Genomic DNA, 12,143 nt, shown 5'->3' with positions numbered 1-12,143 from the left:
TCCCTCAACCCTCACGGACCAGACCGCCCCAGACATCCGGGAACCACCCGAGGCATTCCCCCAAGGATCAACTAGTGGAGCCGGTCAGTCAGGGCGGTGAGTTGGCTGGAGGTCGCACCGGACTGCAAGAGGTAGCGGGCGGTGCCGCCGTACCTCATGCTCAGGTGAGCCAGGACGTGGAGGATGGTGTCGGGGTGGGGTGGGGCCAGTTCGGGGAGTGGATTGGTCGTGGTGGTCTCGGGGGCTGTGGCGTAGTCGGTGGCGATTGCCGGGAGAGGTACGCCGAGTAGGTCGAGGGTCAGCGCGATGACGAGACCTGTCCGGTCTTTGCCTGCGTGGCAAGCGACCACCACACAGCCGGGAGGTGCGTCGCCGATGGCGGTGACGGCGGCTGCGAAACGGTGCGGATAGTCGTCGATCAGCATGCGGTATTGCTCGAACATGTCCTGCTCACCTACATCAGGGTCGGCGGGATCGGTGAGCGGCACGTTGAGCCAGCGCTCGTCGTTGGCGAACGGGGACGGGTACTTCTCGCACTCCCAGGCACTGCGGAGATCGACGATGCGGCTGACCCCCGCGGCCTGGACGGCGGCGAGGCCGTGGGAGTCCAGCTGATCAAGGTTGTCGCTGCGGATCAGAGCACCTGCCCGCACCTGACCGCCATCGCTGATGGGGAGTCCGCCGAGATCTCGAGCATTTCGGCAGCGGGGCCAGGTCAACGAAGTCATGGACACCACAGTAGATGGCATCGGGGAGGTTGCCTTGAGCAACTGAACGAGCCCCGGCCGGTGGGCCGGGGCTCGTTCAAGGGGTTGTCAGGCGGCAGCTGTGGCTTCGGTTAGTTGTTCAGAGGTTGGCTGGAGTTGGGGAGTGGCCATGGTCAGGAGGACGTTGGCCAAGGCGAAGGCGGCGGCTGCCAGCAGGCCGCGCTGGAAGCCGGACTGGAGGGCTTGCAGCTGGGTGGCGCCGTGGGTCAGTTCGTGGGTGGTGTGGCTGATGGAGAGCGTGGTCACGATCGCGAGGCCCAGCGCACCGCCCACCTGGTACATCGCGTTGACCACACCGGATGCCGCACCGGCCTCAGCGGGGCGGACTTCGGACACAGCGGTGATCTGGCCGGGCACGCCGACGCCGATGATGCCGAAGCCGAAGATGATCAGGCCGGGAAGTAGCTGAGAGGGGTAGCTGCCGGCGGCGTCGGCCTGCGAGAGCCAGAACAGGCCGGTGACGCTCAGGACGGCGCCGGCGAGCTGCACCGTGCGAGTGCCGACCCGCTGCACGAGCTGGGAAGCCAGGATCGCGCCGACGATGGCCGCACCACCCATCGGCAGGAAGTGCACACCAGCCTCGAGTGCACTGTCTCCACGGACCTGCTGCAAGTAGATAGCGGTCAAGAAGAACATCGAGAGGAACGCAGCGCCGTTCAAAGCGAGCGATGCGCCCGAAACACTCAATGCACGCGACCGGAACAGCCGCATCGGCACCAGTGGCGCAGCAGACCGCCGCTCCACCACAACAAACGCCGCAAGCAGGACCACTCCAGCGGTCAGTACGCCGACAACCTCAGCAGATCCCCATCCCGCGGGCTCCGACCGCACCACGCCGTACACAACAGCCATGAGGCCCGCAGTCCCGAGCACTGCGCCCAGAGAGTCGAAGGTACGACGCCCAGACGAGTGCCGTACGTCGGGAACGAACACCGGGATCAAAGCGACCAGTGCGAGCACGATCGGCACGTTGACGAAGAACACCCACTGCCAACTGAGTGAATCGACCAGTACGCCGCCCGCCACCACACCGAGCGTCCCACCGAGGCCGGCGAGACCACCCCAGACGCCCATGGCGATGTTCCGCTCGCGGCCATGCGCGAACGTCATCGTCAAGATCGCCAGTGCAGCCGGTGACAGCAATGCACCACCAAGACCCTGTACGGCGCGCGCACCGATCAGGAACTCAGGTGAGTTGGACAACCCCGCCAGGAGCGAGGTGACACCGAACAGCAGCAGGCCGGCCACGAACACCCGGCGCGGCCCGAGCAGGTCGGACATCCGCCCGCCCAGCAGCAGGAAGCCGCCGAAGAGCAGGGTGTAGGCGTTGATCACCCACTGCAGGGAGTCGGCGGAGAAGTGCAGGTCCGCCTGGATGTGGGGCAGCGCGACATTCACGATCGTCACGTCGAGCACCACGATGAACTGCGCAAGAGCCAGCACCGCCAGGGTGGCCCAAGGACTGCGTCGCATGACTACCTCACTCAGAAAGAGAGTCTACGCCGTATGTATACGTCGTAAGCTTACGTAGTAGACACTAGGTCTACGGTGTAAACTTGTCAACGTGATCACCAAAGAGAGCGGCCGCCGCCTGGATCCGGAGAAGGTCGTCGACAGCGCGTTGGCCATCGCCGACGACGAGGGACCGGCCGCTGTCACGTTCCGCCGGCTAGCCGGCCAGCACGAGGTCACGCCGATGGCGCTGTACCGGCACTTCAAGGACAAGGACGACTTGCTGGCCGCTCTCGGCGATCGCCTGCTGGCGGACGTCGTACTGCCGGAGCCGACCGACGAGCGGTGGGACAAACAGTTGCACAAGGTGCTGACGGCGTTCGTGACCGCCTTGCGCGGGCATCCACGGCTGGCAGACCTCACCCTCGTCCGGATCCTGGCGTCCGAGCCAGGGCTGGCCATGGCCGAGCGGACGATGGAGCTGCTCACCGAAGGCGGGTTCTCGATCGATGACGCGGCCGAGGTCGGCCGCCAGTCGCTGTGCTCACTGATCACCCTGGTGACGACGGATCCGATCACCCGGGAAGTCAGTGACCCGGTCAAGCGCGAGGATTCGTTGCGGATGAAGCGTGCGGCGCTCGGCGCGCTGTCCCCGCGCAAGTACCCGCTGATCACTGCCGCCGCGGACACACTGATCTGTCCGTCGTCGACCGACCGCTACTACACCTTGGGGATCGATCTGGTGGTCGCCGGCGTCTGCGGCGTACTGAACAAGGAGTAGCAGCTTGGCTCTCAGCGTCATCACCTATCTGCAGCAGAACAGTCCTGACGAGCTAGTGCCGGCGCGAGAGCAGCCGATAGAGGTCAGGCGGGTCGAGGAGGTCTCACCGGAGTTCGCCCGCTACCTCTACACCGCTGTCGGCGGTCACTGGCATTGGATCGGCAAGCACGGCTGGAACTGGGACCAGTGGGTCGACTGGCTGAGCCGGCCCGGCTTCGAGACCTACGTGCCGTGGGTAGGCGGCGTTCCGGCCGGGTACGTCGCTCTGCGCGGAGTGGGCCAGGAGACCGAGATCGAGAACTTCGGGCTGTTGCGTGGCTTCATCGGCCGCGGGGTCGGCGGCCATCTGCTCACGGTCGGCCTGCGGAACGCGTGGACCCTGCACGAGCGGCACGCCGGCGTGGACCCGATCACACGGGTCTGGGTGCACACGAACACCCTCGACGGACCCGCCGCGGTGGCGAACTACAAGGCGCGCGGCCTGACGCCGTACCAGACGGTGGAAGAGGAGCGCCCCGACGCCGACGGGCCGCCACCCGGGCCCTGGCCGGGCTGGTCCGACGCGCCCGGCGTGGTGCGCGAGGTCCCGCCGGGCTGACGGGACTACGCTCCGAAGCGGAGCCATACCACTACACGCGGAGGTTTACCGATGGCGGGGAAGTTCGAGCTGTACGAGGACAAGTCTGGTGAGTACCGCTTCCGGCTGAAGGCCGGGAACGGCGAGGTGATCGCGACCAGCAGCGAAAGCTACAAGACCAAGGCCTCGGCTCTGAACGGCATCGAGTCGATCAAGAAGAACGCCGCCGACGCGAACGTCGACGACCAGACTTCCTGAAACCTCAGGAAAACAAGGGGGTTCTCCACAGACTGTGGAGAACCCCCTTTGTCGTGGACAGTCAGAGACCGTCGGAGAACACGACCGGCCGGACCTCGACGCCGAGGCCCTCGATGCCGGCGTCCGGGATCATCGCCGCCAGTTCGTGCATGCGCTCCGGGGTGGCCGCCTCGATCAGGTAGTAGCCACCCAGGAACTCCTTCGCCTCCACGAACGGCCCGTCGGTCACCGCCGGCATGCCGTCGCGGACCTTCACGACCACGGACTTGGCCGGCTCCGCCAGCGCGACCGTGCTGTGGAACTCGCCTGTTGCCTTCGTCGTCTCCATGAACTTCTGGTGCCCGGCGCCGATGGCCTGCTGCTCCTCTTCGGTCAGCGCGGCCAGCACGTCGGGGTTGATGTTCATCACCAGTAGGTACTTCACAGTGTCTCCTTCGCCCGTGGCCCCCGGTGTGGGCGCCTCTCGTGCATCAGTACGGAGCGGACCGCGCCATCTTGACATCGCTCGCAAGCAGATAGCGTCACCCCATGGCCGAGCTGAGTCTCACAGATGTCCGGGCCGCCGCGGACCGCATCGCCGGGGTCGCCCACCGCACGCCGGTACTCACCTCGCGGACCCTGGACGAGCGGGTCGGGGCGCAGGTGTTCCTGAAGGCGGAGAACCTGCAGCGGATCGGCGCCTTCAAGTTCCGCGGCGCCTTCAACGCGATCAGCCGGCTCACCCCGGAGCAGCTCCGGTACGGCGTCGCGGCGTACTCGTCCGGCAATCACGCGCAGGCTGTCGCCCTGGCGGCCCGGATCGCCGGCACGAAGGCGGTCATCCTGATGCCCGCGGACGCGCCGCCGACGAAGCTCGCCTCCACCCGCGGGTACGGCGCGGAGATCGTCGAGTACGACCGCTATACACAGGACCGGGCCGCGCTGGCCAAGGAACTGGCGACCGAGCGTGGGCTCACGCTGATTCCGCCGTACGACCATGTCGACGTGATGGCCGGGCAGGGGACGGTCGCGCTCGAGCTGATCGAGGACGTCGGCCACCTCGGGGCACTGCTGGTCCCGGTCGGCGGCGGCGGGCTGATGGCCGGCTGCGCGACCGCGGCGACGATGATGTCGCCGGGGATCCGGATGATCGGCGTCGAGCCGGCCGCCGGGGACGACCACGCCCGGTCGCTGGCCGCGGGCGAGCGGGTGGAGATCGACGTACCGCGGACGATCGCCGACGGGCAGGCGATCTCGACGCCCGGCGAGCTGACGTTCGCGGTGAACCGGCGGCTGGTGGACAGCTTCGAGCTGGTCAGCGACGAGGAGATCCTGGTCGCGATGGCGTTCGCGTTCGAGCGGCTGAAGATCGTCCTCGAGCCGAGCGGAGCGAGTGCGCTGGCGGCCCTGCTGGCCGGCCGGATCCGAGGGCTGCCCGAACGCGTCGGAGTGGTGCTGTCGGGCGGCAACGTCGGCCTGGACCGGTTCGTCGAACTGCTCGGAAATCGCTGAAATCGCAAGGACTTTAGAGTGCCCTGGACACGCACTGTGCCCGTTGTCACAGAAAGCCACGATGAAATGTGACCGAGGTCACATCGAACCCGCCATTTGTCGTCTGAGCCACGCTCAGACGCGCTCAGGACACCTGGTGTTCACTCTGACTCCCTGACCCGTCAGACAGCCCTCCAGGGCCTTTCCAGAGGGTCTCTGTGGATCTGAGGGTTTGCGTCGTGATCGTTCTGTTATACAGTCGGCGGCGGTTCGGTAAAGACGACGAACCGCAGACGGGTCAACGCCGAGCCCTGCCAAGGCCCGCCTGCTCCCCTCGAAAATTTATGGCAGGGGTGGGGGACCCAGGAAGTTGGGTCTCGACCGTGAGTGGTCGAAACCCTGGGGTGAAGTCCGCGGGAGCGGACCGGGCTATGAATCCCAGCCCGAACCCGACAGCTAACTTCACAGGCGTCGGGAGACAACCATGCCCGTCACTGCCCGACGGACGTCGCTTTGGCGCGCCGTCAGTCAGACCAGCGAGGACAGCCTCCGGCGATCCGGCCGGACTCGCGCGAAACACCGCAAGCCCACCAAGTCGGCGACTCCGCGGGCAACCGCCGCCGTTCTGTCCGTCGGCCTCGCAGTAGGCGGTGGCGCTGCGATCAGCCTCACCGCGTCCCCGGCAACCGCCTCGGCGAGCACGACCGCCACCACCACCGTTCCGCGTGGGTACTGGAGCATCCCCAGCAAGCCGCTGCTCCGGTACGGCGACAGGGGCCCGACCGTGAAGTACGTCCAGCGGGCTCTGCACCTGGGTCCGGACGGCTACTTCGGCACCAGCACGGTGCGGATTCTGAAGAAGTACCAGGCATCCTGGGGTCTGCGCGCCACCGGCTACACGGACAAGGCGACCTGGGGCCGCCTCACCTACACCGCCAAGCACCACCTGCTCTACGGTCCCCACCGCAGCGGCTCGAGCACCTCGACCGGGACGTTCCGGGCCCGCGTGCTCCGGGAGGCGGCGAAGCTCAAGGGCACGCCGTACCGCTACGGCGGCACCACCCCGCGCGGCTTCGACTGCTCCGGCTACACCGGCTACGTGTACAAGAAGGCCGGCAAGAAGCTGCCGCGTACGTCGCGTGCGCAGTACAGCGCGACCAAGCACATCAGCCGGAAGGCCGCCAAGCCAGGTGATCTGGTGTTCTTCAAGAGCGGTGGCGGCGGCGTCTACCACGTCGGCATCTACGCCGGTGGCAACATGCTGTGGCACTCCTCGCGTCCGGGTCGTCCGGTCGCCAAGGCGAAGATCTGGACCAGCAGCGTGGCCTTCGGCCGCGTCTGAGTCCCGCCGGTCAGCGTCCTTCCCCCCCGGGCGCTGCCGGTTCGTCAGCGTTCCCTCCCCCCAAGGCGCGCTGACTACTGAAACCGGCACGGGCCGTCGTCCCCCACCCCTCCGACGGCCCGGGCCGGTTTCTCATCGGTCGTGTCTAACCGTCCAGAAGACCGGCCTCGTAGGCGAGGATCGCGACCTGGACCCGGTTGGTGGCCGAGAGTTTCACCAGCGTCCGCGAGACATGCGCCTTCACCGTCGCCTCGCTCATGAACAGCGTCTTGCCGATATCGGAGTTCTGCAGTCCGCGGCCGACCTCGATCAGCACCTCCCGCTCCCGTTCGGTGAGCTTGCTGATCCGCTCCTGGGCCAGCCGCCGCCGATCCGCGCGCGGGTCCGCGGCGAAGTGCCCGATCAGCCGCCGGGTCACGGCCGGCGAGAGCATCGCGTTCCCGGCCGCCACGATCTTGATCGCCTGCACCAGCTCCCGCGGCGGTGTGTCCTTCAGCAGGAAGCCACTCGCGCCTGCCTGCAGCGCCCGGAACACATAGTCGTCCAGGTCGAACGTCGTCAGGACGACGATCTTCGGCGGATCCGGCAGCGCCTGCACCGCGCGGGTAGCGGCCAAGCCGTCCAGCCGCGGCATCCGGATGTCCATCAGAACGACATCGGGACGGTGCTCCTTCACCATGGCCGCCGCGTCGGCTCCGTCGTCGGCCTCGGCGACCACCTCGAGGTCGTCGTCGGACTCGAGGATCATCTTCAGCCCGGCCCGCACCAGCGCCTCGTCGTCCACGATCAGCAGCCGCGTCATCGTTCCCCTTCATCCACGAACACAGGCTCAGCACTCCGTCGGTAGTCTTCCCAGGGCAGCCAGGCTTCCACCCGCCAACCACCTTCCGCCGTCGGCCCGGTCGTCAGCCGACCGCCCACCAGTTGCACTCGCTCCCGCAGGCCGACCAGTCCGGCCCCGGCGCCCGGGAGCAGTGAACCAGCAGCCACCGGCCGCACGTTCGTCACCCTGACCGTGACGCCTTCACCAGGAGCGCCGTGCACTTGCACCTCGGTCGACGCTCCCCGCGCATGCTTGTGGACGTTGGTCAGCGACTCCTGGACCACGCGATAGATCGTCCGCCCGAGCGATGTCGGTACGTCGTCCGGCAGCGCGAACTTGCTCGTCACGCTGACCCCCGCGTCCCGCGACGCCGCGACCAGCCGTTCGAGATCCGCCGCCTGCGGCACCGGCGCCAGGTCCGCGCCGTCCACGCTGACGTCGGAGCGCAGTACGCCGAGAACCTCGCGAAGATCCTCCATCGCCTGCCGCGCGGTCTCCCGGATCAGCCGGGCCGACCCTTCCACCTTGTCCGGGCCGACAGCCGGGTTCACCTCGAGGCCGCCGGCGTGCAGTGCGATCAGCGAGACCTTGTGCGCGAGTACGTCGTGCATCTCCTGGGCGATCCGGGCACGCTCCCCCAACCGGGCCTGCTCGCTGCGCAGCTCGCGCTCCGCCTCGGCCCGCTCGGCCCGGTCCCGCAACGACACCATCAGGTCGCGGCGGGCGCCGATGTACGCGCCGATCGCGACCCAGGTCCCGATCAGGAACAGCCCGGTGAACACCGGCACCCAGAACTGGCCGTCGGTGCGCCAGGTGTTGAGGACAGAGGCGGCGTACGCGGCCAGGCTCAGGAGCACCAGGACCAGGTCGCGCCGGCGGATCGCCAGGGTCAGCAGGGCGAGGCCCATCGGGACGAAGATGCCCGCGGTCAGCATCGCGAGGACGGTGATCACGGTGACGGTCGCCGGGAACCGCCGGCGCCAGAGCAACGCGACCGACGCCACTACACCGACACCCAGGACGTACCAGTCCTTGATCGTCCAGCCCCCACCACCGGTGGCGGCCTGCGCGACGATGGTGAGCAGGCTGAAGCCGACGAACAGGAAGTCGCGCAGGCGCGCGGCATGCCTGACCCACCAGGCGTACCACCGGCGCAACCGTCGCATTCTGTCAGCGTAGTTGTCCGGTGGACGCGATCACGTCCCCCTTCCGGGTGTGATCCAGGGCGTTCCCGGACGACTTTCGTAGGGGGTCGGTGCAGCCGGTCGTCCGATGCGCGACAGGGGTCGGCGACGGTTGACTCGTTGCCATGATCACCGTCGAGAATCTGACCAAGCGCTACGGCAGCACCACAGCTGTCCAGGACGTTTCGTTCACGGTCCAGCCCGGCAGCATCACCGGCTTCCTCGGCCCGAACGGCGCCGGCAAGTCCACCACGCTGCGGATGCTGACCGGGCTCACCCCGCCGTCGTCCGGCACCGCGACCATCACCGGCAAGCGGTACGCCGACCTGCCGAATCCGGGCCGGGTCGTCGGGGTCATGCTCGACGCCGCCGCGCAGCACCCCGGCCGCACCGGCCGGGAGACGCTGCTGCTGAACGCGAGCCTGCTCGGCGTCCCGAAGGGCCGCACCGACGAGATGCTCGAGGCGGTCGGACTCAGCGACGCCGCGAAGCGCCGCGTCGGGCAGTACTCGCTCGGCATGCGGCAGCGGCTCGGTATCGCTTCGGCGCTGCTGGGCGATCCTGCCGTACTGATTCTCGACGAGCCGGCCAACGGCATGGACCCGGAAGGCATCCGGTGGATGCGCGGTTTGCTGCAGGACTTCGCCGCCCGCGGCGGCACAGTGATCCTGTCCAGCCACCTGCTGGGCGAGGTGCAGGCGACGGTCGACCGGCTGGTCGTCATCGGCGGCGGCCGGATCGTCGCCAACGGCTCGCTGCAGGAGTTGCTGGCCGGGACCGGCACGCTCGTCCGCGGTCTCGATCCGATCGGCCTGAACCAGGCCCTGACCGCCGCCGGCCTGGAGCTCGAGCCGCTGCACGACGGCGCGCTGCGGGTCGACGCCACCGCCGAGCAGGTCGGGCGGGCCGCCGCGGCCGCCGGTCAGATCCTTCTCGAACTCCGCCAGAGCGACGGTGCCGGCCTGGAGGACCTGTTCTTCCAGCTGACCGCCCCGGTCGCCGCAGCGGCCTGATCACACCTACTTCTTGGAGCTCATACTCATGACCACCGTCACTAACATCGCGCCCACGGCGCCTGCGAAGCACCGGGCCGAGGTGGCGACCGCGCTGCCGCCGGCCCGCGGGCAGTCCTTCCTGAAACTCGTCACCATCGAGCTGCGCAAGTCCGTGAACACCCGCAGCGGCCGGGTCCTGATCGCGGCGATCCTGCTGCTCGCGGCGGTCGCGATCACCTGGCAGCTCACTCACCTGCCGGAGGGCCCGGCCGGCTTCGACGGCTTCCTCGGCGCCGCCTCGACCGGCGTCATGCTGATCCTGCCGGTGATCGGCGTGATGGCGATGACCAGCGAGTGGACCCAGCGGACCGCGCTGACCACGTTCACGCTGTCGCCCCGCCGGGTGCGGGTCCAGCTGGCCAAGTTCGTCTCCGCGATCGTGCTGAGTGTCGTGGTGATGACCGCGGTCGTCGTACTCGCGTTCGCCGGTACTGCGCTGGCCGGAGCGGTCACCGACCACACGACGACGTACGCCGGACTCGGCGGACAGCTCGCTGGGGCCTACCTGACTGTCGCGCTGAACGTGGTGATGGGCGCCGCGTTCGGTGCGGTGATCGCCCAGACCGCGGTCGCGATCCTGGTCTACTTCATCGCTCCGACCGCCTGGTCGCTGGCCGGGCCGGCGCTGTTCAAGGACAACGCGAACTGGCTGGACGTGTTCGGCGCCTTCGGCCGGATCGCGGAGCGTGATCTGCACGGGATGCTGCCCGAGACGCTGGTCGCGGTCGGGGTCTGGATCGTCGTCCCGACCATCGTCGGACTGTGGGCAAGCTCACGTCGCGAGGTCAAGTAACGGGGCCGAACGCGGCGGGGTGGGCCGGTTTGAGGGGACCGGCCCACCCCGCCGGCGGTGTGATCGGACCTCTCCGGATTCCAGCCAGGGGGCGGTGCGTGTGTCGATCCCCCGCTCCGGGTATCCTTTAACCACGATTACTGACGACTGATCCGTGGGCGCCACGCTGCGTACCCGGTTGACTTGTGCGAGGGGGTCGACGCTATGGGGCGCGGCCGTGCAAAGGCCAAGCAGACGAAGGTCGCACGCGACCTGAAGTACCGCACCTGGGACACCGACTTGGACCAGCTCAAGCGTGAGCTGTCCGGCGGAGACCAAGGTGGCGACCGTTCTGCCAACGGCGAGAACGACGGCGACGACTACGACGCCGACGACTACCACCCCCGTCGGTAAGCAACACCAGCCCGGCTGACTGCTCAGCACCCACCAGGGTGCCTGAGCAGTTCACCGTGCGCCGACGAGTTCCACCACACCAGCAGTACCCGATGCAGTGCCGCCTACCCTGAAACCCCGGAGCGCTCCTGCGTGCCGTGATCTCGGGGTAGGCGGGGCCTACTTCGCGTAGGTGCCCTCGAGGGTGACCGTGCCACCGGCGTTCGCGGTGACCTCACCGCACACCCAGGCCGGGATGTCGCGCGCCGCCAGTGCGGCGATCGCGGCATCGGCTGCGGACGGGTCGAGTACGGCGACCATGCCGGCGCCCATGTTCAGGGTCTTCTCCAGCTCCGGCAGTGCGACGTCGCCGAGCAACCCGACCAGGCCGAAGATCGGCGCCGGCGACCACATGGACCGGTCGATCCGGACCGACAGCTCGTCCGGGATCACCCGCGCCAGGTTCGCCGCGAAGCCACCGCCGGTGATGTGGGACATCGCGTGCAGCGGTCGCTCGTCCCCGTCGTTCAGCTCCTGGATCAGCTCCAGGCAGTGCTTGGCGTACACCCGGGTCGGCGTCAGCAGCACCTCGCCGAGCGTGGCGCCCAGCTCCGGGACCTCCCGGTCCAGCGTCCACTTGGCCCGCTCGAAGAACACGTGCCGGACCAGGCTGTACCCGTTCGAGTGCAGCCCCGACGACGCCATCGCCACGACGACGTCGCCCGCGCGCACCCGCTCCGCGCCGAGCACCTCGTCGGCCTCGACCACACCGGTCGCCGCGCCGGCCACGTCGTACTCGTCCGGCTCGAGCAGGCCGGGGTGTTCCGCGGTCTCTCCGCCGACGAGCGCCGTACCGGCCTCGACGCACGCCTCGGCGATGCCCTTCACGATCTGCGCGATCGTCTCCGGGACCACCTTGCCGGTGCAGATGTAGTCGGTCATGAACAGCGGCTCGGCGCCGCACACGACCAGGTCGTCGACGACCATCCCGACCAGGTCGAACCCGATCGTGTCGTGCTTGTCCAGCTTCTGCGCGATCGCGACTTTGGTCCCGATCCCGTCGGTCGAGGTCGCCAGCAGCGGTCGCCGGTACGACGTCAGCGCGGTCGCGTCGAACAGCCCGGCGAACCCGCCGAGCCCGCCGACCACCTCCGGGCGGGTCGCCTTGGCCACCCACTCCTTCATCAGCTCGACGGCCCGGTCACCGGCCTCGATGTCGACTCCGGCCGCGGCGTAGCTCGCGCCTTGACTCACGTTCTTCTCTCCTTG

General features: G+C 68.4%; 14 protein-coding genes and 1 riboswitch. Of the genes, 8 read left to right on the top strand and 6 right to left on the bottom strand.

Annotated elements, in window-relative coordinates:
* Positions 1-71 precede the first annotated feature (71 nt).
* Positions 72-728 (bottom strand): tyrosine-protein phosphatase, encoded by a 657-nt coding sequence (locus OG555_RS16540; RefSeq protein WP_329483781.1) that lies wholly within the window; start codon positions 726-728, stop codon positions 72-74.
* Positions 729-815: 87 nt separating this feature from the next.
* Positions 816-2,240: an MFS transporter gene (locus tag OG555_RS16535; RefSeq protein WP_329483780.1), complete on the bottom strand. Its 1,425-nt coding sequence runs from the start codon at positions 2,238-2,240 to the stop codon at positions 816-818.
* Between the two features lie 91 nt (positions 2,241-2,331).
* On the opposite strand from OG555_RS16535, the gene OG555_RS16530 reads away from it, so the two are divergent.
* Genes OG555_RS16530 through OG555_RS16520 form a run of 3 tightly spaced genes read left to right on the top strand, consistent with a single transcriptional unit; the run spans position 2,332 to position 3,835 of the window.
* Positions 2,332-3,000, top strand: coding sequence for a TetR/AcrR family transcriptional regulator (locus OG555_RS16530; protein WP_329483779.1), 669 nt, complete (start codon positions 2,332-2,334; stop codon positions 2,998-3,000).
* A gap of 4 nt (positions 3,001-3,004) precedes the next feature.
* Positions 3,005-3,598, top strand: a complete 594-nt coding sequence (locus OG555_RS16525; RefSeq protein ID WP_329483778.1) for a GNAT family N-acetyltransferase — start codon at positions 3,005-3,007, stop codon at positions 3,596-3,598.
* 51 nt (positions 3,599-3,649) lie between these two features.
* Positions 3,650-3,835 carry a YegP family protein gene (locus OG555_RS16520; protein ID WP_328525471.1) on the top strand — a complete coding sequence of 62 codons (186 nt, stop codon included), beginning with the start codon at positions 3,650-3,652 and terminating at the stop codon, positions 3,833-3,835.
* Between the two features lie 61 nt (positions 3,836-3,896).
* Here OG555_RS16520 and OG555_RS16515 read toward each other — a convergent pair whose 3' ends face one another.
* Positions 3,897-4,259, bottom strand: a complete 363-nt coding sequence (locus tag OG555_RS16515) for a YciI family protein (protein WP_329483777.1) — start codon at positions 4,257-4,259, stop codon at positions 3,897-3,899.
* 104 nt (positions 4,260-4,363) lie between these two features.
* On the opposite strand from OG555_RS16515, the gene OG555_RS16510 reads away from it, so the two are divergent.
* Both OG555_RS16510 and OG555_RS16505 read left to right on the top strand, forming a co-directional pair.
* Positions 4,364-5,326, top strand: coding sequence for a pyridoxal-phosphate dependent enzyme (locus OG555_RS16510; protein WP_329483776.1), 963 nt, complete (start codon positions 4,364-4,366; stop codon positions 5,324-5,326).
* A 291-nt stretch (positions 5,327-5,617) separates the two neighbouring features.
* A riboswitch (cyclic di-AMP (ydaO/yuaA leader) is annotated at positions 5,618-5,790 on the top strand.
* Positions 5,790-6,647, top strand: a complete 858-nt coding sequence (locus tag OG555_RS16505) for a C40 family peptidase (RefSeq protein ID WP_329483775.1) — start codon at positions 5,790-5,792, stop codon at positions 6,645-6,647. It overlaps the preceding riboswitch by 1 nt.
* A gap of 145 nt (positions 6,648-6,792) precedes the next feature.
* Here OG555_RS16505 and OG555_RS16500 read toward each other — a convergent pair whose 3' ends face one another.
* Positions 6,793-7,449 carry a response regulator transcription factor gene (locus OG555_RS16500; protein ID WP_329483774.1) on the bottom strand — a complete coding sequence of 219 codons (657 nt, stop codon included), beginning with the start codon at positions 7,447-7,449 and terminating at the stop codon, positions 6,793-6,795.
* On the bottom strand, positions 7,446-8,636 hold the full coding sequence (locus OG555_RS16495; protein WP_329483773.1) for a sensor histidine kinase: 1,191 nt from the start codon (positions 8,634-8,636) through the stop codon (positions 7,446-7,448). Before OG555_RS16495 ends, OG555_RS16500 begins: the two co-directional genes overlap by 4 nt.
* 143 nt (positions 8,637-8,779) lie before the next feature.
* Between OG555_RS16495 and OG555_RS16490 the strand changes: the two genes are divergently transcribed.
* The 3 genes from OG555_RS16490 (at position 8,780) to OG555_RS16480 (ending at position 10,895) form a co-directional block, all read left to right on the top strand.
* Complete coding sequence (locus OG555_RS16490) at positions 8,780-9,667, top strand: ABC transporter ATP-binding protein (RefSeq protein ID WP_329483772.1); 888 nt, start codon at positions 8,780-8,782, stop codon at positions 9,665-9,667.
* Between the two features lie 28 nt (positions 9,668-9,695).
* Positions 9,696-10,502, top strand: a complete 807-nt coding sequence (locus OG555_RS16485; protein WP_329483771.1) for an ABC transporter permease — start codon at positions 9,696-9,698, stop codon at positions 10,500-10,502.
* A 204-nt stretch (positions 10,503-10,706) separates the two neighbouring features.
* Entirely contained in the window at positions 10,707-10,895 is a 189-nt protein-coding gene (locus tag OG555_RS16480; RefSeq protein WP_329483770.1) for a DUF3073 domain-containing protein, read from the top strand.
* Positions 10,896-11,054: 159 nt separating this feature from the next.
* Here OG555_RS16480 and purM read toward each other — a convergent pair whose 3' ends face one another.
* Entirely contained in the window at positions 11,055-12,128 is a 1,074-nt protein-coding gene (purM, locus tag OG555_RS16475; protein ID WP_329483769.1) for a phosphoribosylformylglycinamidine cyclo-ligase, read from the bottom strand.
* Positions 12,129-12,143 lie beyond the last annotated feature (15 nt).

Source organism: Kribbella sp. NBC_01484 (assembly GCF_036227145.1).
GTDB lineage: Bacteria > Actinomycetota > Actinomycetes > Propionibacteriales > Kribbellaceae > Kribbella.
The sequence above is the reverse complement of the archived record's forward strand: the minus strand, read 5'-3'. Positions and strand labels throughout refer to the sequence as shown.

Excerpts from the sequence above, each read along its gene's own strand:
- OG555_RS16505 (WP_329483775.1), top strand. The coding sequence starts at position 5,790 with ATGCCCGTCACTGCCCGACGGACGTCGCTTTGGCGCGCCGTCAGTCAG.
- OG555_RS16495 (WP_329483773.1), bottom strand. The coding sequence starts at position 8,636 with ATGCGACGGTTGCGCCGGTGGTACGCCTGGTGGGTCAGGCATGCCGCG.
- OG555_RS16480 (WP_329483770.1), top strand. The coding sequence starts at position 10,707 with ATGGGGCGCGGCCGTGCAAAGGCCAAGCAGACGAAGGTCGCACGCGAC.
- OG555_RS16535 (WP_329483780.1), bottom strand. The coding sequence starts at position 2,240 with ATGCGACGCAGTCCTTGGGCCACCCTGGCGGTGCTGGCTCTTGCGCAG.
- OG555_RS16490 (WP_329483772.1), top strand. The coding sequence starts at position 8,780 with ATGATCACCGTCGAGAATCTGACCAAGCGCTACGGCAGCACCACAGCT.
- OG555_RS16520 (WP_328525471.1), top strand. The coding sequence starts at position 3,650 with ATGGCGGGGAAGTTCGAGCTGTACGAGGACAAGTCTGGTGAGTACCGC.
- OG555_RS16500 (WP_329483774.1), bottom strand. The coding sequence starts at position 7,449 with ATGACGCGGCTGCTGATCGTGGACGACGAGGCGCTGGTGCGGGCCGGG.
- OG555_RS16510 (WP_329483776.1), top strand. The coding sequence starts at position 4,364 with ATGGCCGAGCTGAGTCTCACAGATGTCCGGGCCGCCGCGGACCGCATC.
- OG555_RS16485 (WP_329483771.1), top strand. The coding sequence starts at position 9,696 with ATGACCACCGTCACTAACATCGCGCCCACGGCGCCTGCGAAGCACCGG.
- OG555_RS16540 (WP_329483781.1), bottom strand. The coding sequence starts at position 728 with ATGACTTCGTTGACCTGGCCCCGCTGCCGAAATGCTCGAGATCTCGGC.